23 protein-coding genes are annotated in these 23340 nt (G+C 48.6%); 9 read left to right on the top strand and 14 right to left on the bottom strand.

Annotation, left to right across the window (positions count from 1 at the left end; genetic code table 11):
- Nucleotides 1–5: 5 nt before the first annotated feature.
- Nucleotides 6–872: a tRNA pseudouridine(38-40) synthase TruA gene (gene truA, locus NZM05_07800; protein MCS7013518.1), complete on the bottom strand. Its 867-nt coding sequence runs from the start codon at nt 870–872 to the stop codon at nt 6–8.
- Between the two features lie 146 nt (nt 873–1018).
- Here truA and NZM05_07795 point away from each other — a divergent pair, with 146 nt between their 5' ends.
- Both NZM05_07795 and NZM05_07790 read left to right on the top strand, forming a co-directional pair.
- The gene (locus NZM05_07795) at nt 1019–1423 is read left to right on the top strand and encodes a hypothetical protein (protein ID MCS7013517.1); all 405 of its coding nucleotides are present in this window, start codon (nt 1019–1021) and stop codon (nt 1421–1423) included.
- A 19-nt stretch (nt 1424–1442) separates the two neighbouring features.
- Nucleotides 1443–1904, top strand: a complete 462-nt coding sequence (locus tag NZM05_07790) for a M67 family metallopeptidase (protein MCS7013516.1) — start codon at nt 1443–1445, stop codon at nt 1902–1904.
- Here NZM05_07790 and NZM05_07785 read toward each other — a convergent pair.
- Nucleotides 1901–2782: a hypothetical protein gene (locus NZM05_07785; GenBank protein ID MCS7013515.1), complete on the bottom strand. Its 882-nt coding sequence runs from the start codon at nt 2780–2782 to the stop codon at nt 1901–1903. The genes NZM05_07790 and NZM05_07785 overlap by 4 nt on opposite strands.
- Nucleotides 2783–2944: 162 nt before the next feature.
- On the opposite strand from NZM05_07785, the gene NZM05_07780 reads away from it, so the two are divergent.
- Entirely contained in the window at nt 2945–3757 is an 813-nt protein-coding gene (locus NZM05_07780; GenBank protein ID MCS7013514.1) for an ABC-2 family transporter protein, read from the top strand.
- A 14-nt stretch (nt 3758–3771) separates the two neighbouring features.
- Complete coding sequence (locus tag NZM05_07775; protein MCS7013513.1) at nt 3772–5532, top strand: glycoside hydrolase family 13 protein; 1761 nt, start codon at nt 3772–3774, stop codon at nt 5530–5532.
- Nucleotides 5533–5542: 10 nt separating this feature from the next.
- Here the strand turns inward: NZM05_07775 and NZM05_07770 are convergent, their stop codons facing one another.
- Nucleotides 5543–6979, bottom strand: coding sequence for a DNA photolyase family protein (locus NZM05_07770; protein MCS7013512.1), 1437 nt, complete (start codon nt 6977–6979; stop codon nt 5543–5545).
- Between the two features lies 1 nt (nt 6980).
- A complete protein-coding gene (locus NZM05_07765) occupies nt 6981–7754 on the bottom strand; it encodes an ATP-binding cassette domain-containing protein (protein ID MCS7013511.1) in 774 nt (257 codons plus the stop codon).
- A gap of 90 nt (nt 7755–7844) precedes the next feature.
- Here NZM05_07765 and NZM05_07760 point away from each other — a divergent pair, with 90 nt between their 5' ends.
- From NZM05_07760 to NZM05_07750, 3 genes are all read left to right on the top strand, one after another.
- On the top strand, nt 7845–8609 hold the full coding sequence (locus NZM05_07760) for a phosphoribosylanthranilate isomerase (protein MCS7013510.1): 765 nt from the start codon (nt 7845–7847) through the stop codon (nt 8607–8609).
- A 56-nt stretch (nt 8610–8665) separates the two neighbouring features.
- Nucleotides 8666–9886, top strand: a complete 1221-nt coding sequence (locus NZM05_07755; GenBank protein MCS7013509.1) for a pyridoxal phosphate-dependent aminotransferase — start codon at nt 8666–8668, stop codon at nt 9884–9886.
- 167 nt (nt 9887–10053) lie between these two features.
- Nucleotides 10054–11562, top strand: a complete 1509-nt coding sequence (locus tag NZM05_07750) for an amino acid permease (GenBank protein ID MCS7013508.1) — start codon at nt 10054–10056, stop codon at nt 11560–11562.
- A 1-nt stretch (nt 11563) separates the two neighbouring features.
- Here NZM05_07750 and NZM05_07745 read toward each other — a convergent pair whose 3' ends face one another.
- The 4 genes from NZM05_07745 to NZM05_07730 are packed head-to-tail and all read right to left on the bottom strand — an operon-like array spanning nt 11564 to nt 14339.
- Nucleotides 11564–12505: a DUF4835 family protein gene (locus NZM05_07745; GenBank protein MCS7013507.1), complete on the bottom strand. Its 942-nt coding sequence runs from the start codon at nt 12503–12505 to the stop codon at nt 11564–11566.
- Between the two features lie 8 nt (nt 12506–12513).
- Nucleotides 12514–13062: a YceI family protein gene (locus tag NZM05_07740; GenBank protein MCS7013506.1), complete on the bottom strand. Its 549-nt coding sequence runs from the start codon at nt 13060–13062 to the stop codon at nt 12514–12516.
- 26 nt (nt 13063–13088) lie between these two features.
- Entirely contained in the window at nt 13089–13823 is a 735-nt protein-coding gene (locus NZM05_07735) for a hypothetical protein (GenBank protein MCS7013505.1), read from the bottom strand.
- 6 nt (nt 13824–13829) lie between these two features.
- A complete protein-coding gene (locus NZM05_07730) occupies nt 13830–14339 on the bottom strand; it encodes a Rieske (2Fe-2S) protein (protein ID MCS7013504.1) in 510 nt (169 codons plus the stop codon).
- Nucleotides 14340–14449: 110 nt separating this feature from the next.
- Here NZM05_07730 and NZM05_07725 point away from each other — a divergent pair, with 110 nt between their 5' ends.
- Nucleotides 14450–14986 carry a hypothetical protein gene (locus NZM05_07725; protein ID MCS7013503.1) on the top strand — a complete coding sequence of 179 codons (537 nt, stop codon included), beginning with the start codon at nt 14450–14452 and terminating at the stop codon, nt 14984–14986.
- 102 nt (nt 14987–15088) lie between these two features.
- Here NZM05_07725 and trpD read toward each other — a convergent pair whose 3' ends face one another.
- Both trpD and NZM05_07715 read right to left on the bottom strand, forming a co-directional pair.
- Nucleotides 15089–16138 carry an anthranilate phosphoribosyltransferase gene (gene trpD / locus NZM05_07720; protein MCS7013502.1) on the bottom strand — a complete coding sequence of 350 codons (1050 nt, stop codon included), beginning with the start codon at nt 16136–16138 and terminating at the stop codon, nt 15089–15091.
- Complete coding sequence (locus NZM05_07715) at nt 16135–17331, bottom strand: aminotransferase class V-fold PLP-dependent enzyme (protein MCS7013501.1); 1197 nt, start codon at nt 17329–17331, stop codon at nt 16135–16137. Before NZM05_07715 ends, trpD begins: the two co-directional genes overlap by 4 nt.
- 178 nt (nt 17332–17509) lie before the next feature.
- Between NZM05_07715 and NZM05_07710 the strand changes: the two genes are divergently transcribed.
- Nucleotides 17510–19651 (top strand): GAF domain-containing protein, encoded by a 2142-nt coding sequence (locus NZM05_07710; protein MCS7013500.1) that lies wholly within the window; start codon nt 17510–17512, stop codon nt 19649–19651.
- Nucleotides 19652–19751: 100 nt separating this feature from the next.
- Here NZM05_07710 and NZM05_07705 read toward each other — a convergent pair whose 3' ends face one another.
- The 4 genes from NZM05_07705 to NZM05_07690 form a co-directional block, all read right to left on the bottom strand.
- A complete protein-coding gene (locus tag NZM05_07705; protein ID MCS7013499.1) occupies nt 19752–19967 on the bottom strand; it encodes a type II toxin-antitoxin system HicB family antitoxin in 216 nt (71 codons plus the stop codon).
- Between the two features lie 127 nt (nt 19968–20094).
- Nucleotides 20095–20769: a heme exporter protein CcmB gene (locus NZM05_07700; protein MCS7013498.1), complete on the bottom strand. Its 675-nt coding sequence runs from the start codon at nt 20767–20769 to the stop codon at nt 20095–20097.
- 12 nt (nt 20770–20781) lie between these two features.
- Nucleotides 20782–22029: a geranylgeranyl reductase family protein gene (locus tag NZM05_07695; protein ID MCS7013497.1), complete on the bottom strand. Its 1248-nt coding sequence runs from the start codon at nt 22027–22029 to the stop codon at nt 20782–20784.
- Between the two features lie 170 nt (nt 22030–22199).
- Entirely contained in the window at nt 22200–23024 is an 825-nt protein-coding gene (locus tag NZM05_07690) for a class I SAM-dependent methyltransferase (protein MCS7013496.1), read from the bottom strand.
- Between the last annotated feature and the right edge of the window lie 316 nt (nt 23025–23340).

The raw sequence follows: 23340 nt of genomic DNA, 5'->3' as shown, positions 1-23340 counted from the left end.
TACTCTCACTTTTCGGTTTTGCGCAGGCTTTCCACCTCAGTGTGTTGCGTTTCGCCCTGCAACGGTATTTTGGTTTCTTCGCCCTTTGTTTCGAAGGCAAGTGTCAGTGCTGGCTTGAGCGGTCCAGGGCGCTCCGTTTTGCGGTAATACGCGCCCTCAAAGAATAAGCCAGACGGTGGTGCAGTTAGTTGGGCAGGTCGGTCTGATTTCTTCTCAAAAAATTCTCTCACTTCGCTTAGGCTCAGCTTGCCGCGCCCCACCTCCGCAATCACTCCCACGCTCTGACGCACCATTTTCCAGAGAAAGTGTGAGCCAAAAAAGCGCAGCAAGATTAGGTCGCCGCACGCCTTGACTTCAATCGGGTGCATCAGCACCAGCGTTGATTTGTCCTCATCGCGCTCAGCCGTGAAAGACTCGAAGTTTTTCATTCCTGAAAAGAGTGCAGCCGCCTGTTGCATTGCTTCGAGACTCAGCTCGTCTTTTATCCACCACACAAAGCGTTTGCCGAACGCGGTGCGCCGCCTTGAAATTTGGTAGATGTAACTGCGCGCAATAGCGCTATGCCGTGCGTGAAAACTCTTTGGCACTGGCTGCAGCGACAGAATGTGAATATCGGCTGGCAGTTCATCGTTGAGCTTGAGCCGCAAAATGTCGGGCGGAATGCGCGTTTCACAGTCTAAGTGTGCCACCTGTCGCAAAGCGTGCACGCCTGCGTCGGTGCGTCCTGCACCTTGCAAATCTATCTCTTGCTCTGGCAACACTCGCTTTACTGCCTCTATTAACTCGCCTTGCACAGTTCTTGCGTGCTTCTGCACTTGCCAGCCACTGTAACGCGTGCCCTCATATTCAATTTCCAGCTTAAATCTTGGCATTTTTTCCATGCTTTTGGTAGTGTGATAGCGTGCGCAGGCTGTGCGAGTGCGCACAGCTCCGCTGAATTCTTTTTGTCCAAATTTCGTTCAAGCAGTAGTGGCTTGGGAGGTTGTAAGAAGACTGAGTAACTTAACGCTTGAAAGCTATGATTCTGTTTTTCAATCAAAGTTCGGCTGCTATGAAACTCTCGCTCAAGGTTACCTCGCCAGTTGGCTTTCAGTTCGACCAACCGGCCACTGACGAAGTTACAGGCACGATTCTTACTGTCGCTGAGCTTGAAAAGAAAGTAACAGGTTATGTCGAGAAGTCTTTGGTCATTTGTCTCGACTCGCCTGTGAATTTAACAGGTGTGCGTAGCGACCGCCTCTTGCTTCATCTTGAATCCGAGTTTGCGATGCAGCGACTCTTTCGTGGTCAGTCGAATCGGGGCAACCTTTATCTGATTCCATCTGGTCTTGCACCCACCCCACAGGGTATTTACGAAGATAGCAAGCTTATCTTTATTGGTCGAGTTGCAGCGTCACCGCTTCCTTCAGCCGTTGCAAGTTAGAACTTTTCCGTTTCGCCACATGCTTCAGCTTTCTCGCACAACGCTTGAAGCTATGCAACAGCACGCAGTAGACACTTTCCCAGAAGAGTGCGGTGGCTTGTTGCTTGGCTACTTGCTTGAAGATGCTCGCAACATCACCTTAGTTGTCACTGAAATACTTCCTCTCCCTAATGTGCGGCTCGAGGCTCGGCACAATCGCATTGAAATAGACCCGCTGGACTATGTGAAGGCGGAGCGTCTTGCATTGAAGAAAGGCTTGGGTGTTTGGGGTTTCTACCACTCTCACCCCAACGCCCCTGCTATTCCTTCTGAATTCGACCGTCTGCATTTTCCCTTCACGAACTGGTGGTATCCAATTGTCAGCGTTACAGCCACTCGGCAGCCAGAAGTGCGGTGCTGGAAACTCTCTCCTACTCGTGATTCATTTAGTGAGGAGATAATTCGCCTCTCGGACACTTGCCCAACTGCGTCTACAGCTTAATTCCACATCATCACCACAAGAAACTTAGACTTTTTCCAAAACTCTTGTGGGTCCTTGATTTTCAAGACTGCTTCTTTGTCTGTAACGGGCGATAGCTCATATGAGCTTGAACTGTGTGTCGTCAAAATCCTAATCTGGTAGACATTTCTTGGAATCGGGATTTCCTTCACATCATTGATGTTAATCTGCTTGAACTTGGACGCATCAAAATCCTGAGTGGTCGTAATTGTGCTTCCTATTCCAATGATACCGCCTTTGTATTCTAGAATGCCTTTGTCTCGCAGGTTATTTTCTGTATCCACAATGTAGTAAGCTGTTTTCAGGGCCTTTTCCTGCTCTTGAATGATGCTTTCTTTCTCTTGCACGGAGCTTGTTAGCGTGGCCACTTGAATGTTTAGCCTTGCCACTTCTTCCTTGAGCATCGCAATTTCCTTGTCTTTCTGCGCAATCGTCTCTTGCAAGGACTTCACCATACGCTCCAAGTTGGTGATTTTACCTTGATAGCCTTTGACTTTTTGCTGCAGAGCTTCCATTCTCTTGCGGTTTTCTGCCATTACTTGGTCAATATCCTGGATGCTATTGAGAATTTGCGTCTTTACAGCTTGCGTGTTTTCTCTTTGGCGAGTTTCAATGTCGCTGGCTACCTTCGTTACCACACCCTGCTTTTCCTGCACAGCATTCAGGCTTTCTTGAATTTCGCTCATTGCCGCCAAGATGTCATCAATCTGGCGCTGCTTTTCGTCTAAGTCAGCCTGTGCTTGTGCTTTCTCTTTTTCTAAGCGCATTACTTTTTCTTCCAGTTCTTTATTGCTGCAGCCCACCGCTAAGGTGCCAAGCAGCCAAAATGCTACGATAGTGAGCTTCACATTTGTCCGCATATTCCTGAAATTTTTTAGCGTTTGTTAAGGATTAGGATACTCTGTCAGTGGCTTAGGTTGATTTCATGCCAGTTTTGCGCTATATTTGCTATGCTTATATTTTGTAGCCGTACAATATAGTAAATTTTTTCAAATTTGCATTTTTGACGCGTGTTTAACCGTTTGCAGTCACTCATTTACGGTATCCGTCGCTTTCTCCGATTAGAGTGGGCATTCATCAAGAATTGCCTCACGCGCGATGTTCAGTATCGCGGGAACTTCTTTCTGGTGTTTGTGATGGACATCATTTGGTATGCGGTGAATTTAGGCTTTTTTGAAGTCATTTACTTCAATACCAGCACAATTGCTGGTTATACGCGCAGCGATGTCTTCTTCTTTATGGCTACTACCTTCGTAATTGATGCAATTGATATGACCTTCTTTGCTTCTGGAATTTGGCAAATCAGTGACTTCATTCGAAAGGGTGATTTTGATCTCATTCTCTCTAAGCCTGTTTCACCGCTTATCTACTCTACGATGCGCTTTGTCTCATTTGGCTCTCTCTTAGACCTCGTCTTTGCTTTGGGCTTGCTTGCGATTGCATTCCTTAATTTGGACTTTACGCCCACGTTTCTAGACATTCTCGGATACGTCGTCTTGGTCATCTCTGGTTTAGTTGTAATGTATTCCATTCAAGTTTTCTTTGCTGCACTTGGGTTTATCTTTGTGAATGCCTCGACTGGCTTACAGTGGGGCTTTCACCACCTCTACCAGCTGGCTATGCGCCCAGAAGCTATCTACAAAGGCCTTGTGCGATTCTTTTTGCTCTATCTTCTTCCAATGATTGTCATTTCTTCAATCCCTTCTACGATGATTTTGCGTGGGTTCGACATCAACACTTTTCTTACTTGCTTTTTTATTAGCACATTTTCACTACTTTTCACCGTCAAGTTTTTTTACTTTGCACTTCGCCGCTACGAAAGTGCATCAAGTTAAGATTCCCAGTCTCAATGCGCTACGCTCCTTTAATCCTTAGCTTTTTTTTCAGCCACATCTTGCTTGCACAGATGAAGCCAACTTCTTCTTTTGCACCAAACTGGGCAAGGGGTGCCGTTTTTTATCAAATTTTCCCTGAACGATTCCGTAACGGAGATCCGCATAATGACCCTACTTTTGATAAATCTGCACCAACGGGGAAGGCTCACTCTTGGACAAGCAATTGGTATGCGCTTACTTCTGAGGAAAAAGCTCACTCTCCGAATTTCTATGATAATGTATTTCGTCGTCGCTACGGTGGGGATTTGCAAGGTGTTTTGGATAAGTTGGATTACCTTGCTGACTTAGGTATAGAAGTAATTTACTTCAACCCCCTTTTCGAAGCGCCGTCGCTTCATAAATACGATGCCACACTTTTGCATCACATTGATATTAACTTTGGTCCAGACCCTGCTGGCGACCTTGAAATTATCTCCAAAGAAAATCCCGCTGACCCTAATACTTGGCAATGGACAAGTGCTGACCGACTTTTTCTTAAACTTGTTGAGGAAGCACACCGACGCGGTATTCGCATTATTCTCGATGGTGTGTTCAATCATACTGGGCGCACTTTTTGGGCATTTCAAGATGTTTTGCGGCATCAAGAAAAATCACGATATAAAGACTGGTATCACATTATAAGTTGGGACGATTCCACCAAAGGCACAAAGTTCGATTACGCTGGCTGGCACGGCTCAAAGTCCTTACCTATTTTTGCACGCGATTCGCTTTCTGGTCTGCACCCTGAAGTTTGTGCATACCTTTTTGCGATTACGAAGCGCTGGATGCTGCCCGACGGTAAAGTAGAAAAGGGTATTGACGGCTGGCGACTTGATGCTGCCGATGATGTACCTCATCAATTTTGGAAAATGTGGCGACAATATGCAAAATCACTCAATCCTAATGCATATTTAGTTGGCGAAATTTGGAAAAATGCACGCGAATGGCTCCAAGGCGATGAATTCGATGCCGTCACCAATTATCAACTTGCGATTCTGACATTCCAATTCTTTATCAAGCGAAGCATTCCAAGCAGTCGAGACTTTCTTAAGAAACTGGAAGCCCTGCTTGCTGCATATCCCCAAGAAGCCAACTACGGACTTCTCAATCTTCTCGAGAGCCATGATACAGATCGCCTTGCTTCAATGATTGTCAATCCGAACCGAGACTATGACCGACAGTCTTCCTTGCGTTATCACCCTGAATACGACCCGCGTAAGCCTAATGAAACGGAACGCGCACTTCAGAAAGCGATTACAGTTTTTCAGATGACCTATCTTGGCTCACCGATGCTTTACTACGGCACAGAAGCTGGAATGTGGGGTGCTGATGACCCTGACGACCGCAAACCGATGCTCTGGCCAGACCTTCGATATGAAAATGAAACTCATCTTTACCGACCAGACATCTCTTACACTGTTGAATTTGACCAATCGCTTTTTGAGTTTCACAAAAAACTCATCTCCATTCGCAGGCAAAGTAAAGCAATTCGCTATGGCACATTCAGGCCCATATACCTGAAGGCAAACCTTGTCTGCTATGAGCGAAAGTATGAAGATGAGCTTGTTGTGGTCATTATTAATCCCTTGCAAACTACTCAATCTGAGAAGTTGTTACTGCCTGCTGGTGTCTGGAGAGATGAACTAAGCGGGAAAACCTTTATCGTTTCTAAAACTTCTTCCTCACTTTCACTGTCTCTTTCAGGTTACTCAGGTATGATTTTGAAAAGAGTTTAGATGCGCCAAGCTATGCGCTTGCTTCCCTAAACATTTTTAAGGCTTTTTCACGCTGCTTGGTATGCTCCACGATTGGAAGTGGGTAGTCTACGCCGAGCCTTACACCGAATTCTGATTGCAATAGCGGAGATGACTGCAAAAATTCGGCGGGATTGTGAATGTATTTTTCTGGCACTTTTGAGAGTTCTGGCACATACTTTTTAATAAACTCACCTTTCGGGTCAAACTTTTTGGATTGTGAAATAGGATTAAAAATCCTAAAATAGGGCTGTGCATCGGTGCCTGTCGAAGCCGACCATTGCCAGCCACCGTTGTTGGCAGCCATATCGCCATCTACCAAGCGTTGCATAAAATACTTCTCGCCCCATCGCCAATCAATGAGCAAATCTTTTGTTAGGAAACTCGCAACAATCATTCTGAGGCGATTGTGCATCCAACCTGTTTGATTGAGCTGGCGCATTGCTGCATCGACAATTGGGTAGCCTGTTCTCCCCTCCTTCCATGCTAAGAAGAAATCTTCTCGATTTTCCCACTTAATTTTTCGCGTCTCTGGCTTAAAACTTTCTTTTTCTACGAAGGGGAAATGGTCAAGAATCTGAAAATAAAAATCTCGCCAAATCAACTCAGCAATGAATGTATCTATACCTGCTTTTTCCGATGAATTTGCATTTTCTTCTTTTGCTCTTGCGGCGAAATAGACTTTGCGAACTGAAACTGTGCCAAATCGTAAGTGTGCAGAAAGCAAACTTGTTCCCTCCGCGCTAGGAAAGTCTCTATCTACTTTGTAGCGCAAAATCTTTTTCTCTAAGAATTTTTTTAGTGTCTCCTCACCGCTCCTTTCTCCACCTTGTGTCAGCAGTGTTACACTTTCTTTTAACCCTAATTCCTCTACTGTTGGCACAGGAATACTTGGGAGATTGGGCGATTTAATGCGAACTGGCGCATTGACAGGCTCAGCTATTTTTTCTGCTTGAGAAAGCCAATTTTTCTTGTAAGGGGTGTAGATGGTGTATGGTTTCCCTTGCGCAGTTAATATCTCGCTTGGTGCAAAGCAAACTTGGTCTTTGAATGCTCTGACCTCCAAGCCTAATTTAGAAAACTCTTCTCTTACTTTTCTATCTCGCTCTTTTGCTGCGGGCTCATAGTCTTCATTGAAGTAAATTGCTCTGGCTTCACTTTCTTTTACGACCTCTCGCAACACCTCCAAAAATCGCCCTTTTCGCAGAATGAATTGCCCACCGATTTTTTGGTATGACACTGCCAATTCTGCAAGCGACTGCAGCATAAATTTCACGCAAGCGGGCGAAAAATCGTCTCTCTCCTTTAGGATGTCATCGGCAAGAATAAAGAGCGGGATAACTTCGTCCGCCACTTTCAGCGCAGCATGCAGCGCTGTATTATCTGAAATTCTTAAATCACGGCGATGCCACACAATGATACGGTTCATTTCAATAGATGTAGTGAATATGCCGCTCACTAAATCGTTTCAAGAGTGCTTCTTCGGTGAGCGCCCGTTTTTCCTCACCACGAATGTCACAGGCTACATCGCCTAAGTTCATCATAATCACTCGATTACCGAAGCGCACGGCATGATTCATAGAGTGTGTAACCATTAGTGCAGTCAGTTTGTAGTGCTCAATTAGTTGCTGCGTAATAAAAAGCACCTGCTCACCTGAAATTGGGTCCAAGGCTGCAGTGTGTTCGTCCAGTAGAAGAATTTTTGGTCGCCGCATCGCTGCCATCAGAAGCGTTATGGCTTGGCGCTGTCCGCCCGAGAGCAGTCCAATGGGCGTATCCATTCGGTTCTCTAGCCCCATTTGCAGTTCCGCCAATTTTTCTCGCAGGTATTCACGCCGTTTTTTGGTTAGCCCAATGCTTAGCCCTTTTCTTTCACCTCGCAGCGATGCCATCTGCATATTTTCCGCCACCGTCATATTTGGGGCTGTGCCCATATAGGGATTCTGAAACACTCGTGCGATATACTTGGCACGCTTATAGTCTGGATCTTTGGTTACATCGACATTGTCAATCAAGATTCTGCCCGAATCGCAGATGAAACTGCCTGCAATCGCATTAAGCAACGTGGATTTGCCGCTGCCATTGACGCCAATTACAACGGCAAAGTCGCCTTCTTCAATAGTGAGATTCACTCGGTCTAGCGCATAGACCTCATTGAGCGTACCACGCCCAAAGACTTTGGTGAGGTTCTCGACTCGTATCATCGCTGCCTTCTCCTTTGTGTTGATCAGAGCCTGCAATATACTCTTTTGCCTGTCAACAAACCTACGCAATTCTGACGTTGAACGCTGTAAATGCGTCGCCTTTGCGCACGGATTCCTTCAAAAAAGTGTATTTTTCCTGCAGCCTACTTTGGTCGCACATTGAGCATCTATCAGCAGCAAGCTCGAATGAAAGTAAAAATCTGTGGCATCACCAGCTTGGAAGATGCAGAAATTGCCCTTGCGGCTGGCGCTGATGCGTTGGGCTTTGTTTTCTACCCAAGAAGTCCAAGACGCATCTCTGTGCGTGAGGCAAAACGCATCATCCAGAGTCTTCCTGTTTTTGTGGAAAAAGTGGGTGTGTTTGTTGATGGCTCACCTGATGAAATTGATGAGACATGCCGCTCTTTGAAACTCACGCTAGCGCAACTTTCGGGTGATGTGTTTACTTCTGGTGTGGTGCGGCGTTTCCGCATCCCTGTTATGCGGGCTTTTCGCGTGAATGAGTCGTTCAACGCTTGTGTGGCGTATAATTTTCTCAAGCGTTCAAAGACCACCACCGTGCTTTTGGACACCTACGATGCCAAACTTCATGGCGGCACAGGTCGCTGCATTGATAGGGAAAAAGCCAAAGGGCTCGTTAAGGAAATTTCAGAATTTGGCTATGTTGTGCTGGCTGGTGGTCTTACACCTTCGAATGTGGCAGAGACCATTGAGGCTGTCCGCCCTTTCGGCGTCGATGTGGCCAGCGGTGTTGAGAAAGAAGCTGGCAAGAAAGACCCTGAGAAGGTTCGAGCCTTTGTAGAGAACGCCAAGGCGGCATTTCAGAGGCTTGAAACGCAGTCGGCGCAGAGATAAGTTCTGTGCGCAAGCATTTGTTGCTCAACAACTACAAACAACTTACAAACAGTCCAATGCACGCTGATACACTTCTGACACTGGACACCGACCGATTTCTTTCTCGGCGCACAAAGCGCGTGCAAGAATCGGCGACGCTGCAAATCACGACGCGCGCAATGAAGCTGAAAGCCGAAGGCAAAGACGTCGTGAGTCTATCGGCTGGTGAGCCTGACTTCCCTACGCCTGACTTTGTTTGCCGAGCCGCAGTAGAAGCGATTCAAGCTGGCTTTACACGCTACACCAGCGTCGTTGGAATCCCTGAACTGCGACGTGCAATTGCAGAAAAGCTTTGGCGTGACAATGCGCTCCGCTATTCTCCTGACGAAATCTGCGTGAGCGTAGGCGGCAAGCAAGCGATTATGAACACGATTTTGGCACTGATTGATAGCGGTGATGAAGTCATTATTCCAGCCCCTTATTGGGTGAGTTTTCCTGAGATGGTCAAAATTGCAGACGGCGTGCCTGTTATCGTGCCGACCACATTGGAACAAGGCTTCAAGCTCACGCCTGCGCAACTTGACGCCGCCCTTACCCCTCGCACCAAAATGCTTATTCTCAACACGCCCTCTAATCCAACTGGTGCCATGTATTCCGAAGCGGACATTCGAGCGCTTATGCAAGTCATTGAGGGACGCGATATTTTTGTGCTTTCCGATGAGATGTATGAGCGGCTCACTTACGGCGAAATTGAACACTTCTCGCCTGCGCGCCTTGACACAATGCGAGAGAGAGTCATTGTGAGCAACGCGCTCTCAAAGTCGCACTCTATGACAGGCTGGCGCGTTGGCTATGTGGCTGCGCCTAAGTGGATTATTGACGCTGTAGCGAAACTTCAATCTCAGATGAGTTCGCACACCTCCTCCATTTCGCAGAAAGCCGCAGTGGCGGCGCTAACAGGCGACCAGACTGTTGTAGCTCGAATGCGTGACGAGTTCAGAAAGCGCCGTGATTTCCTCTACCGCGAACTTTCACAGATTGATGGCATTCGCCTTAGCTTACCTGAAGGGGCGTTTTACCTTTTCCCATCGGTTGAGGGCTTGCTGGGTAAAACCTTCGCTGGCATCACGCTTCATTCATCAGTAGATGTTGCAGAGTTTCTTTTGGAGCAGCATTTGGTTGCAACCGTGCCGGGCGACGCGTTTGGTGCGCCGGGCTATCTGCGGCTCTCCTATGCTGCCTCTATGACCGAGCTGCAAAAAGCTGCTCAACGCATCAAGCAGGCATTTCAAAGGTAAGTTTTCTCTGGGCAGTTTGTGAAAAGTTGCTGACATCCATCTACACACATGCACTGCCTCTTTTTGCACAGCCTACGCTTTTCACTATAATTGACGCAACTCTGAGCTAGCTTGCTCGGCAAGCATTAGCAAGTGTATCTCGACAACGAAACCAAAGGAGCAACACCGTGGCAAATCCACTTTTTACAACCAAATCCATTCCGCAACTGCTGAAAGATGCTGGATTGGGCGGCGACAGTGAAGTGCTTACGCTGAAGCGCACACTCGGCGCAACCAATCTTGTGGCACTTGGTATCGGTGCAATTATTGGCGCAGGGCTTTTCTCCCTCACGGGTCTTGCTGCTGCCAACAACGCGGGACCTGCGGTTACACTTTCATTTGTGGTTGGTGCTATCGGCTGCGCTTTTGCAGGGCTTTGCTACGCCGAGTTTGCCTCTATGATTCCTGTTGCAGGCAGTGCCTATACCTACTCCTACGCCACAATGGGACAATTTATCGCTTGGATTATCGGCTGGGATCTGGTGCTTGAATATGCTGTTGGCGCTGCCACTGTCTCTATTAGCTGGTCGCAATACTTGGTAAAGCTCTTAGCCACCTACAACATCTACTTGCCTGCTGAGCTGACTTGCTCCCCGTGGGAAACGGCTAAGCAAGCCGATGGCACTGTAGTCTCTGGCATCTTGAACTTGCCCGCAGTGTTTATCGTCGTTGTGCTCTCACTTCTGCTTGTCAAAGGCACAAAAGAGTCCGCCTTTGTTAATGCCCTTATTGTGATTTTGAAAGTCTCCGTCGTGCTCATTTTTATTGGGCTGGGCTGGGCTTACATTAATCCTGCTAATCACACGCCTTACATTCCCGAGAATACCACAGGTGAATTTGGACATTTTGGCATCAGTGGCATTTTCAGAGGCGCAGCGGTCGTCTTCTTTGCGTTCATCGGTTTTGATGCGGTTTCTACAGCGGCTCAAGAAGCTAAAAACCCACAGCGCGATATGCCTATTGGTATTTTGGGCTCACTCTTTATCTGCACAGTTCTCTATGTGCTTTTTTCACATGTGATGACGGGCATAGCGCATTACACTGAGTTCAAAGGCAGTGCCGCACCTGTTGCTATCGCAATTGCCAAAACGCCGTATAGCTGGCTCGGTCAGGCTATCATTATCGCCATTCTTGCTGGCTATTCATCGGTCATTTTGGTGATGCTGCTTGGACAATCACGCGTCTTTTTCTCAATGTCAAAAGATCGGCTTTTGCCGAAAATTTTCTCGGAACTGCACCCAAAGTTCCGCACGCCGTATAAGTCCAATTTGCTCTTTATGGTGTTTGTGAGCCTTTTTGCAGCGTTTGTGCCTGTGCAAGTTGTAGGCGAGATGACGAGCATCGGCACGCTCTTTGCCTTTGTGCTGGTTTGCATTGGCGTGATGGTCATGCGTAAAACGCAGCCTGATGCACCGCGCGCATTTAAGACTCCCCTTGTGCCACTTGTTCCAATTTTTGGCATTCTTACTTGCCTTGCAATGATGTTTTCACTGCCCGGCGACACTTGGCTACGCCTAATCGTCTGGCTAGTGATTGGGCTTGGGATTTACTTCTTCTACGGCCTGAAGAATAGTCAATTGCCAGAATCAGCCAGTGAGCCTGTTACCAGCCCTGCATCAGCTTCAACCAATTCATAGCTTAGGGGCGATTGCCAGCAAGGTTTGGTTCATATGTTTGCTGCAGGCGAGAGGGGTCTACTTTACGCAGAATTTCCAGCAGCTCTTCGCGCATTTTTTGCGGCGCACTTCTAAACACTTCGGTAATTTCAATTGCTTTTGATTCAAAGAAACGGCGCACAAAGAGACTTCTCGGAAAGCGCGCATCAACTTCAGCAATTGTCTTGATGCAATTCAAGATGGTCTCACGCGCAGCGTTTGGGTCACGGTAGAATTCATCAAGACCGTTGTAGTGATAGTCGTAAAGCACCTCACGCATTTTGAGAAAGCGTGCATCAAGGATTTCATCAATCATTGCTGCGCGGTTGTTGCCGCCATTGTCGCCAAATTGCCAGCCTCGCGGGAAGGGACTTTGCTCCTGCGCCAATCGCTTGATGCGCAAGGCCTTTTCAAAGTATGGCGTGCCCCCCAGTTTGCGATACGTGTCAAAGTCGTAGCCTATAATGACATTTGCATAAAAGTCCAGAAAACTCGCCAGCGGATTATGCACCAGTTCATTGTGCAACAGCACGCCTTGCTGTTCATTGTAGGCAAACTCCAGCGCACCATCGAGCATACGCAGCGTAGATGCCGTCATGGAGGCGCGGTAAATTGGGCGCGTTACACCAATGAAGACCTGCGCCGAATAGACTGGCGGCGAAGCGCCTAAGTTTGCGTCCATAAATACAAACTGAATCTGGCACTTGATGCGGTCTTCATCGGTCTCAAACTCAGTAGAGTTTGTCCATCGGTAGTTGTTCATATAGTTACGCACGGTTTGTGCAAAGTTTGCCAGTCGCACGCGTGCCTCTGACTGCAAACGCTCCACATTGAGCGTTACTTCGCACTGCAATTCAGGCTGCTGTGCATACAGCAGCTGGACGCAAAGCAGCCACAAACCTACCAGCAGCGTTTTTCGCATCATACCTCCGCTTAGGTCAATGCAAATGCAATCTCAAAAGAGATTTTCAGAGCATCTTCCACTTTCACAAAAAAGAGTGCTGGTCGCTCAACCTTAAATGCCGTCAGGCTAATTTCTGTCTCGCCCTCTACCACCAGCTTTGAGCCGACGATTCTCTTTCTTGCCGTAAAGTTAATTGGCTGCGTAACGCCATGAAAGGTTAGCTTCCCACTGACGCGCAGCTTGTCTTGCTGATTTTCGATTCGCTCGCTTTGGAATACGACTTCTGGATAGAGCAGCGCTTCCACTACTTCCAGCGCATGGGCATCACGGTTAGAGTTGCCACTATCAAAGCTTGTCACTTCGGCGCGAAACTCTACGGACTGAATCTCCTGAGTCTCCTCCAAGAGTTCAATCTCGCAGAGAAAGTTCTTTGTGGTCGCTACGACTTTATGCAGCGGGTGCACCAGCTCATAGCTCAGTTTCGATTCGCCTTTCAGCGCACTAAGCTTAGGCAGTGTGCGCACCGCTTCCGACAGTGAAAATGTCATTATCAAGACAAAGAGTGCGTTTGAAGCCATAGTTGGTTGAAGTTTGAGTTAGGGTTTTAGAAGGTCATCACAACCATAGCAGTCGCAAGCGCAGCAAGCGTAACATAGCCCACGATTTGATGGGCACGACGCAGCGCGCGAATCTGCTCAAAATCCCGAGAATTTGCGGCTGAAATGGCCAGAATCGGTTGCGCAATCATTCCCGCAAGATGAACCACGGCAAGGAGCTTATGCGTCGTAACTGTATTCCACTCGTCTCGGCGAATCAGTGGCGGCGGCGCAAAAGTTGACATTGCTGCTGTGGTCATATATGTGCCAAACGTGATGATTGAAAGGGTGCGATGCACTTGCCGATTGCGCGCCGCCTCATCGAATCGCAGCGCTTCATAGTCGTTTAGCAAAACCTGCCCAAACACGACCGACGCAGTCATCAGCCCCAGTGTCGCAAAGCCTAAAAGTTGATGGGTCGAGAGCATCGCGCGGCGAAAGTCCAGCTCTCGGCGTCTCGCCTCAGGCGTTAGCGGTGAGATGCCACGAAACAGCCCTGACTCTCCCCAAAAGACCGATTCAAACATGCTCATATTTTCAGGCAGAAGTTTCGGCTTACGCACTACTTGCATAGAATCCATTACTTGCAACACAGCAGCCACTTCTGCGCTTTGCAGCGAGTGCTCTTCGTCATTCTTCTTAGGCTCAGCTATCCAACTTTGCACCCAGTCGCAGCGAAATTGTGCCCGCAGCTCCGTATGCAGCACACACAAGCCCATCAGCCAGACTACCAACCGACACATTGGAGGTCAGAATGTGATGGTGAGCGTTGTGCCGTCAAATGAAGTTGGAAAGGTTTGCAGGGGCGATGTGGCTGGACCGTTCAGCACGGCTCCAAAGTTATTTGCTGCTATGCTGAAGCGCGAGCCATGGCAAAGACACGTTACCACGCTGCCCTGTGGGTTTTCCACATTGCAGCCAGCATGCGTGCAGACCACAGAGGCTGCACGAAACTCATTCTGAGCAACCCGAACAATCAAGACTTCACGATTATTGTTTCTACCTTGAAAGACTCGGCGCAAAAAACCACCAACCGTTTGCAGTTGTGGCACATTTGCTATGTTTAGCTGCTCACGTGCCCCCGTGAGTGGCGCATCGGTTGCGCTGCCCCCTGAACCACTGCTGCAAGCAGCCAAGAGCGATGATAGCACAGTGCCGCACGCCAGCATTGAGCCGCTCGCCGCTACCATTTCAAGAAACGCTCGGCGCGACACTGCACCTATGCTACTTGCCTTGGGTTCATCTGCCAAGTGATACATAGCGTGATGATTTTGAGACATAGATAGGCTTGTTTAGCTTACTCTGAGCGAAAAAACCAAAAACGCCTTGCAGGACGTTTCTGCTGCAAGGACTACAACCACTGCGTGCTATGCATAGAGACACCCAAGCCCAGCGTTTGGTTGCATTCTTTGCACTAAGCGGCTACACCATGCTCTGGCTCTTGGGTTGCACCTTGAATCCTTTTGCGCCGCGCTTAGACACCGAAAACCGCAGTGGTATCGGGTTAGGCGACCAGCGCACCCTTGATGGCTTTTTCCGCAACTTCGAGTTCGCTTACCTTACCAAAGATACCGCGCTCTACAGCCAACTGCTTGATGAGCGCTTCACATTTGTCTATCGTGATTTTGACAACGGTATCGATGTGGTCTGGCCGCGTGAAGTTGAATTGGTTACTACACTGGGACTTTTTCGCAGCACCGAGATTTTAGACTTGCGCTGGAACACGATTGTCTTTCAGGAAGGCAGCGCTGTGCAAACACAAGTGGTGCGCAGTTTTCGCTTGCGCGTAGGGTTTCGTGCAAGTGAAGTTTTCGAAATCACGGGCAATGCCAATTTTACGCTAGTGCGCCGTGATACTGCTGCGGTCTGGAAACTGAGCCGCTGGCGCGATGAGTCAAACTTTTAGAGTGTGCCAAGTTACGATGTTTTGTGCCTGCATCGTGTGGTATCCCTTCTTTGCCAGCGGCAACATTCGTGCTTACCTTGCGTAGCATTTAACACCCCTCCTTCAAGCGGGCGACAGAGCACTTGCCACTTCACGATGCGCCGCCAAGATACGTTCCAGCGTTTGTTTAGCACGACCGCTCTCAAGCTCAAAACGCGCTTGTGCAATGCCGCGCTCCAGCGAGTCAACTACGCCGCTCACATAAATCGCAAAGCCACCCGCATAAATCACCGCATCACGCTTCGCTTCTGAGGCTGTGCCATCGAGAATTTGCCAGATGAGCTGTGCGTTTTCTTGCACCGTGCCGCCTTGCAATTCCTCAAGTGAGCGACGCTTAAAGCCAAAATCCTCAGGGTGCACGGTGTAGTTAGAAATCGTGCCATTTTTAAGTTCCGAGACGAATGTCGGTCCGCAAACGCTCGGCTCATCAAGTGCTAAGCCTTCTTTGGTGCCGCCGTGCACCACCATACAATGCTCTGCCCCTTGTTGACGCAGCACTTGTGCAAACATCGCCGTTAGCTCACGGTCATAGACGCCTATTACTTGACGCAAAATCCCTGCTGGATTAACCAGCGGTCCCAGCATATTGAAAATCGTGCGAACCCCCAAATCTCGGCGCACGCTTGCCACGCGTTTCATTGCTTTGTGGTAAAGCGGCGCATAAAGAAATGCAAATCCCGTTTTATGAAAGAGTTCAATCGTCTTTTCTTTGGGCAGCTCAATTTTCAGCCCGATGGTCTCCAGCACATCGGCGCTGCCACATTTGCTTGAGACTGAACGATTACCGTGCTTAGCTACTTTTGCCCCCGCACTGCACGCTACAATCGCTGCCATTGTAGAGATGTTAAATGTACCTGCTGCATCACCACCTGTGCCAGCCGTATCAATGGCTTGCGGATCGAGTTCAACTCGGTCGACATTTTCCATCACGGCTTGCACGGCGCCGTAGATTTCCTCAATTGTTTCACCCTTCTGGCGTAGCAAAACCAAGAGCGCTGCAATCACGGCATCTGGCACATCACCTTGCATTACGGCATTTACGACGCTTCGCATATCGCTAGCCGAAAGGTCTGAACCAGAAAGCAGCGTAATAACCGCTTCTCGAGGTGTCATACTGGTTTGAGTCTGGGTTGAGCAAATTTTTTCAGCGCCGCAAGAAATTGTTCAAGGTCTTCAATGGAGTTGTAAAAATGGGGCGAAATTCTTAGAAGCCCTTCGCGCGTGGAAACTTCAATTTGTGCTGAAAGTAGTCGCTTCTGAATTTCGCTTGGATTGTCTAAGCCTTGAATTGAGACAATGCCTGAGTAGTGTTTGCGAGCTGCGCTGAAGGCAGGCTCAAATCCTTCTTCGTAGAGCCGCTCACAGAGATACTCCGATAGCGTGAGCAGTTTCTCGGCAATCGTCTCGGCACCCAGCTCGTGAAAAATGGCAAAGGCTTCATTCAAACCCACAAGCCCCATCCAGTTTTGCGTGCCAAGTTCATAGCGGCGCGCATCGTCCAGCAGTTCCTGTTCGTAGTTAAAAAAATTCCACCCATCTTTTACGCTTAGCCAGCCCACAAATGGCGTTTGCAAGTCTGCCATCAGCGCATCGGTCATGACCATAATTCCAATGCCCATTGGCGACATGGCCCACTTGTGAGCCCCAGCCGCCAGAAAGTCAATGCCTGAGCCAAGAAAATCAATAGGCATTGCGCCCAGCGCTTGAATCGCATCAATTGACACCAGTGCACCTTTCTGATGGCAAAGCTCCGCCAGCTCGGCTAAATCCAATCGGTAGCCCGTTAGGAACTGCACATAACTCATTGAGACCAGACGCGTGCGTGGTGTGAGCTTAGCCGCAATATCTTCCAGCAAAATTTGACCATCTCGCGCTGAGACAAAGTCAATTTCAACTCCGTGTTTTCTGAGATTGAGGAAAGGATAGACGTTAGAGGGAAAGTCTTTGTCGTAGAGCAAAATGCGGTCGCCAGACTTCCAGCGCAGTCCTTGTGCCAAGATGTTAAGTCCGTAACTGGTATTCGGCACGAATGCGACATTGCGCGGCTCAGCATGAATGAACGCAGCGACGCGCTGGCGAGCTGATTCCAACGTGGGCAATAGACGCGTCCAGTAGTTTTCCACATCAAACTCACTACACTCTGCCAAATACGCTTCTATCGCTTGCCGCACCCGCAGCGACAGCGGGCTTACCGCCGCATGGTTCAAGTAAAGCTGATGGTGTAAATGCGGAAAAATTGAGCGATACGATTCAGTGCGCCAAAAAAGTTGGTTTTTGCGGCACGTTGCGTCGTTTGTCAAGTTCATCTGTGCCTCAGCATCCTCTGGGTGCTGCAATTAACACGTTCAAAGGCGATTTTCAAAGTCCTTGAGGTGCCCTCTCCCTCTGCTTTTGCTCTCTGCCTTTTGCCGATGCAGCCGCATTGGATTAGAGCAAAGTTTTTGTGATATTCTCAGTGCAAACTTAACGCATCACTTTTGGGCTATGAGCAAAAACACACTACCTGAGCGCATTCGTTATGCTGGGAAAATTCAGCTCTATGACCATGTGGGCTTAGAGACTTCTGCCCTGCAAACAGGCTTGAAGCGAATGCATCACGTCTATGATTATCACTCGCCTGCACATAGCCGCGCTATTATTGAGCACCCTAACATTTTGCCAACCGCTGATATTCTTTTTTTAGCCGATGTCAGCACGGCGCATCGAATCCGGCGCACACTTGCTCAACACGCCAAACGCCGATTTGCCATCGCTATCATTGCTGCACCTGAGGAGCTGGCTGACTTTCCCGATCCCACTGAACTGCTGGATAAATCTATCATCGACATTTTGGAGACGCCGATTAGTGCTAACGAATTTGCGATTCTCTTGCGCCGCGTGCAGATGTTTTTCCAAAACCAAGAGCGTTTCGATCTACTGCGCCACGAGCTGACCGAGCAGCGTAATGAACTGCATAAGCTCAATGACATTGGCATGGCACTTTCCAGCGAGCGCGATGTAACCAAGTTGCTTGAGATGATTCTTTCCATCTGTATGGAAATCACGGGAGCAGATGCCGGCAGTGTCTATGTAGTTGAAGATAAGCCAGGTGTGCCTGCCGACCCTGCAAACTACTTTGCTAACAAACAACTTCGCTTCCGCCACACTAAGAATTTCTCCAAGCAAGTTCCGTTTAAGGAATTCACAATGCCAATTAGCCGCAACAGCATCGTGGGCGCTGCTACGCTCTCCGGTGTGCCGCTTAATATCCCCGATGTGTATGAAATCCCGCCCGATGCTACATACAGCTTCAATCGCGGCTTTGATATGGCCAGCGGCTATCGCACCAAATCAATGCTTACTGTGCCGATGCTCAACCGCAACAAGGAGACCATCGGCGCAATTCAATTGCTCAATAAAAAGAGCGATCCGAATGTCATCCTCTCCGACGAAGCTGCAACTGCAAAGTATGTCATTCCCTTCGATAAGAACGATGAAGATTTCATCTACTCTTTGGCATCGCAAGCGGCCATTGCGCTGGAAAATCAAATCCTTTTTGAAGCACATCGCAATCTGCTGGAAGCCTTCATTCGTCTGATTGCTGAAGCAATTGACCGCAAGTCGCCTTACACAGGCGGACATTGCAACCGCGTGCCTGTGCTTACTGAAATGCTCGCCAAGGCAGCCTGTGAATCGCAAGAAGAGCCGTTCAAGGACTTTAATCTCACTGATGAGCAGTGGTATGAACTCCACATCGCAGCGTGGCTACACGATTGTGGCAAAATTGTTACGCCCGTAAACATTATGGACAAAGCCACAAAGCTGGAGAAAATCTACGACCGCATTCACACCGTCAAAACTCGCTTCGAAGTTTTGCGCCGTGACTTGCAAATAGAGTATCTGAAAGCCTTGCAACACCCTAACGGTCGGTCAAAAGAAGAGTTAGAGGAAGAATACCAAAGAAAACTTCGCGAGCTTAGTGAAGAGGAAGCCTTCCTTGAAAAGGTCAATATCGGCGGCGAGTATCTGGACGATGAAAGCATTGAACGCATCAAACGCATCGGTCATCGCAAACTGGTGCTCAACGGTGAAGAGCGTCGACTACTTGACGATGACGAAATCTATAACCTCAGCATTCGGCGCGGCACACTGACTGCAGAGGAGCGCAAAATCATTAACGACCATATTGTCATTACGATTGAGATGCTAGAAAAATTGCCCTTCCCGCGTAACCTTATGCGCGTGCCTGAATATGCGGGCGGGCATCACGAGAAAATGGATGGCACTGGCTACCCCAGAGGTCTGACGCGCGAGCAAATGTCTATTCCAGCACGCATTATGGCCATCGCGGATGTCTTTGAAGCACTCACTGCTGTCGACCGACCCTATAAACGCGGCAAAAAACTCAGTGAAGCAATGGAGATTATGGGCAAAATGAAGGCGGAGAATCACCTTGACCCTGACTTATTTGACCTCTTTGTCAAGTCAGGCGTCTATCGCAAGTATGCAGAAATGTATATGAGCCCTGAGCTAATTGATGAAGTCGATGAAGAAAGCCTTTTGCGCATTAAGCCAATTAGCCGAAAAGTCAAAGAAGAGCCTGTCTCTTCGCCTGCCACAGTTAGCGAGCCAGTCAGTGAAAGTTGAAAAAAAGACGCAGTCAAGCGGTGAATCTTTGCCTGCTTTGTGCTTGCTTGACTTTACCTGTAGTCTTAGTCAGAAGACACGGAGAGTACCTCTCCTCTTTTCACACTGGCACTTTTACGTAACTGGATTTGTAGCGTGGCTTTGGAATCGGCAAGCCATCTTTTGCTAGCCAGTATAGATGTGCCTGAATGGCGTGATGCATATTGCGCTTGGCTTCTTCGGGTGTCTCGCCCAGCGCTGTGCACCCCTCTAAATCAGGTGAGAAAGCCAGATAGCCTTCCTTTGTGCGCTCAATGAGAATCACATACTTTTGCATAGCCCTCTCAGAGAAACTTTGTGATGCAAATTGTGTCGGCTTTCTTGGCTTGAAGTGTTCTTTCACCTTGTCTTCTCACTTTATCAATACGCCGAAGCGTGACACTGGCAGAGCAATCTACTGCCGTTCAAACTTCCCAGATGTAATCAAACAGCACCAGCGAGAGGGTAAAGGTAAGAAGTGAGTAGGCGGCTAAGAGTTGCATTTCGGTCTCAGCGCGAGCAAAGGGCGCGTCGTCCATTGTTGCAATTTTTGTCGCACGCACTACCAAAAGCAGCAGTGGCAGAAGAATTGGAAAAGAGAGGACCGCAAATAGCCCTCCTCTGGCTGTGGTGTTCGCCACTATTACCCCGATCAGCGTGAGCGAGGTGGCAGCCCCAATACTTCCCAAAAGCAAGGCAAGTAAAAAAATTGCCCAATTGACAATCTCTAAGTTCAATGTCGCAACGTATAGCACAGCGATGAGCACATTGACCAGCATGGCTAAAATCAAGTTGTAGAGCATTTTGCCTAAGAAAATTGCAGCCGGCGTTGCCGAAAGCGCAAGAAACAGGGCTGTGCCGCGTTCCACTTCGCTGACAAAGCCTCGCTGCAACGCCACCATCGCCGTAAAAAAGATGGTGTTCCAGAGCAGTGCGGCCAGCAGTTCCTTTTGCAGGGTTTCACCCGCTAAGGAAAATGTGAGCAGCGATACTGAAATCAAGACAAAGAGCAAGATGGTATTGATACCGTAGCGCGTCCGCACTTCCAGCAAGAAGTCCTTGTAGAATACAGCCAGCGCAGCAAGGAAAACTGCTTTCATTGTTCTAAGTAGCTACTCAAATAGCAGGCGTAGGTAGAAGCTCGGTTGGCTTAACTTTTTTCTTGCTTCGAAATCCTCCACCATTCGCGCTACCGCATCTTTGAGGGCTTCGCTGCGCCCAACTTTCCGCACAATTAGGTTAATCAGGAATGGCGTTGCAGCGACTTTTTGCAGAATGTGATGTAATCGGAATGACGGACCTAATCGGCGATACACAGCTGCATCATACTGCTTGTTAAACGCCGCAGAGAAATTTTGTGCTTCAAAGCACTTCTGCACGTGTTGAGCAGCAAATGCCCCTGAGAGCATTGCTTCTCCAATTCCTTCGCCTGTGAGCGGGTCAATGAGCGATGCGGCATCGCCTGCGAGCAAAAATCGTTCGCCTGAGATGTTCCATCGTTTTGAGCCAAGTGGCAAACCAAATCCTCTTATGTCGCTTAGCATCTCTGCTTTTTTGAAGCGTTCTTTGAGGCGAGGGTGCGAGTGCAAAAGCTCCAGCAACTTCTCTCGCAGATTGATGCGCTGCCTTTGCACAGCTGAAGCGAGCATTCCAAGCCCCACATTTGCCAGCCCATTTGGTAGCGGGAAAATCCACAGGTAACCGGGCACAATATCTCGCAACAGGTAAAACTCCACATAATTTTCGGGGCGGCTATCTGCCACACCTTTGACATAGACGCGCACTGCTGCCGAATAGTGGCGTGCATCTACTTCAAATCCTGCCAGCTGCTTTGCTAAGAGCGACTGAGCTCCATCAGCCGCAATAGCGATTTTGGCGCGAAAAATTTTTTGTGGCGTCTGCAGCTCAATCCATTCCGTCTCTTTCCTAACTGCCTTCACAGGCGTATTTTCATAGAGCGCAATGTTTGGGGCTTTCCGAAATTGCTCTACCAGAAAGTTGTCAAAATCAATTCGGCGGCTTACATAGCCAATGGTTGTACCTGAAAAATGCCGTTTTGGCTTAAAGACAATTTCCAAGCTGTCGTCACTCGGCGAGACAATTTTAACACCAGTGGTATAGACCTTTTCAGGAAAGCGCTCAAACTTCTCGAGCAAGTCTGGCGAGAGCATTTTCAGTGCCTCAGGCACTTTGCCGCTTAGGGCATCACCACAGACTTTATCGCGAGGAAATTTAGCTTTCTCAATTACGGCTACTTTTAGCGCGGTTTGCCGAAGCCCAATCGCCGCACTTGCCCCTGCTGGCCCAGCGCCTACAATTGCGACATCAACTTGCTCAATTGGAAGCGATAAGTTTGGCATATTTCAGCTCATTCTGGCAGGCAAAGATACAACTTCTTTCACAGCTGCCTTTTACCTTTAATCCGCACTGAGCAAAAACCGCTGGGGCGTTGGCACTTCCTCTGCGCAGTCTCTAAATCCGCGTTTCAGCAAAGCACAGTTCGCCCAACTGTCCATATACTTCCCGTTGCTCACTTTTGGCGCCGCAAACCACGCGTCAGATAAAGCAAGAAACGAAACTCCGTTTCCTCTTCACGTTCAAGATTGTGCCACTGTTCCCTTGCCCAAGTCCGAATGCGTCCCATTGCCTCACGCAGCAAGCCTTCTTCTAATTGCCATGTTTCATTGAATGCGCGATTTTCCATCTGCATTAGCAGTTTTGCAGGGCTTATGGTCTGTGTCCAGCGAGCGGCAATGATTTCTGGCTCATTTTTGCCGCCCCGCGCTGAGAGTGCTTCAAATAGCGCAGGTCCTGCAGCAGCTGTCGGTTTAAGATTTGGGTTCAGCGTTGCCACAATTTCACGCAGCTTATTGCGCAGGCGTGCAAAGGCTGAATCAGGCGATACCCAGTCTCGCCCTTGAATGAAGACGCCTCCGAACTTCATTACACGAATCGCCTCGTCCAGTGCTTTTTCCCACTGGGGAACAAGATGCAACACGTTGCTGGTAAAAACGGCATCAAATGTATTGTCGGCAAACGGCAGCTTGGCTGCATCTCCGACCACTGTGGTAATGTGGAGTGAAAATTCCCTTACTTGGCGCTCCAATTCTTCCAGCATTTTCGGCTCACAATCCAGTGCGGTTACTTCACAGCCCGCTATAGCAATTGGAATTGTGATGCGACCAGCTCCCGCACCAACATCCAGTAGCTTGCTATGTTTGCCCGCAAGGTGGGCAATCACTTTTCCAATCTGCAACGCCGCTTTTTCTGGAATTGCATTGATTTTGTTGTAGCTTGTTGCAATGTCCTTAAATGACATCGCCGTGTATTCTGCAGCAGGAGAAGTGCTTGGCATATTTGTCTCCTCCATTATTAGGTTTTGGCAGCTTGCAAGCGTTTATACATTTACTCTTCTTTCTGCACTGCGACACTCATCACACACTTTGCAGATAAGCACCGCATCTCTGAGCGCTTCCTTTTCAGCCATCAAGATAGGCAAACTGCGCCTGATATGCACTTAGCAAACTATGCAGCTTATGTGGCTTATCCTTTATGCCCGCTCGCCGAATCGTACAGCTCTCCTTTTCCAAGAGTGGAGCACAGAATCTAAGAGCAGATTGCTCATAGACGCTTTTGCCGTTTTTGCTACTCTTACGCCGCACTTTTGTTTT

The organism is Chloroherpetonaceae bacterium (assembly GCA_025056565.1).
In the GTDB taxonomy this organism is placed as follows: domain Bacteria; phylum Bacteroidota; class Chlorobiia; order Chlorobiales; family Thermochlorobacteraceae; genus Thermochlorobacter.
The sequence above is the reverse complement of the archived record's forward strand: the minus strand, read 5'-3'. Positions and strand labels throughout refer to the sequence as shown.

Coding starts and splice junctions, on each gene's coding strand:
- NZM05_07695 (MCS7013497.1), bottom strand. CDS start 22,029: ATGCCAAACTTATCGCTTCCAATTGAGCAAGTTGATGTCGCAATTGTA.
- truA (MCS7013518.1), bottom strand. CDS start 872: ATGCCAAGATTTAAGCTGGAAATTGAATATGAGGGCACGCGTTACAGT.
- NZM05_07765 (MCS7013511.1), bottom strand. CDS start 7,754: ATGATACGAGTCGAGAACCTCACCAAAGTCTTTGGGCGTGGTACGCTC.
- NZM05_07730 (MCS7013504.1), bottom strand. CDS start 14,339: ATGTATCACTTGGCAGATGAACCCAAGGCAAGTAGCATAGGTGCAGTG.
- NZM05_07795 (MCS7013517.1), top strand. CDS start 1,019: ATGATTCTGTTTTTCAATCAAAGTTCGGCTGCTATGAAACTCTCGCTC.
- NZM05_07735 (MCS7013505.1), bottom strand. CDS start 13,823: ATGTGTCGGTTGGTAGTCTGGCTGATGGGCTTGTGTGTGCTGCATACG.
- NZM05_07690 (MCS7013496.1), bottom strand. CDS start 23,024: ATGCCAAGCACTTCTCCTGCTGCAGAATACACGGCGATGTCATTTAAG.
- NZM05_07755 (MCS7013509.1), top strand. CDS start 8,666: ATGCACGCTGATACACTTCTGACACTGGACACCGACCGATTTCTTTCT.
- NZM05_07745 (MCS7013507.1), bottom strand. CDS start 12,505: ATGATGCGAAAAACGCTGCTGGTAGGTTTGTGGCTGCTTTGCGTCCAG.
- NZM05_07715 (MCS7013501.1), bottom strand. CDS start 17,331: ATGAACTTGACAAACGACGCAACGTGCCGCAAAAACCAACTTTTTTGG.
- NZM05_07775 (MCS7013513.1), top strand. CDS start 3,772: ATGCGCTACGCTCCTTTAATCCTTAGCTTTTTTTTCAGCCACATCTTG.
- NZM05_07760 (MCS7013510.1), top strand. CDS start 7,845: ATGCGTCGCCTTTGCGCACGGATTCCTTCAAAAAAGTGTATTTTTCCT.
- NZM05_07710 (MCS7013500.1), top strand. CDS start 17,510: ATGAGCAAAAACACACTACCTGAGCGCATTCGTTATGCTGGGAAAATT.
- trpD (MCS7013502.1), bottom strand. CDS start 16,138: ATGACACCTCGAGAAGCGGTTATTACGCTGCTTTCTGGTTCAGACCTT.
- NZM05_07700 (MCS7013498.1), bottom strand. CDS start 20,769: ATGAAAGCAGTTTTCCTTGCTGCGCTGGCTGTATTCTACAAGGACTTC.
- NZM05_07770 (MCS7013512.1), bottom strand. CDS start 6,979: ATGAACCGTATCATTGTGTGGCATCGCCGTGATTTAAGAATTTCAGAT.
- NZM05_07725 (MCS7013503.1), top strand. CDS start 14,450: ATGCATAGAGACACCCAAGCCCAGCGTTTGGTTGCATTCTTTGCACTA.
- NZM05_07740 (MCS7013506.1), bottom strand. CDS start 13,062: ATGGCTTCAAACGCACTCTTTGTCTTGATAATGACATTTTCACTGTCG.
- NZM05_07785 (MCS7013515.1), bottom strand. CDS start 2,782: ATGCGGACAAATGTGAAGCTCACTATCGTAGCATTTTGGCTGCTTGGC.
- NZM05_07790 (MCS7013516.1), top strand. CDS start 1,443: ATGCTTCAGCTTTCTCGCACAACGCTTGAAGCTATGCAACAGCACGCA.
- NZM05_07705 (MCS7013499.1), bottom strand. CDS start 19,967: ATGCAAAAGTATGTGATTCTCATTGAGCGCACAAAGGAAGGCTATCTG.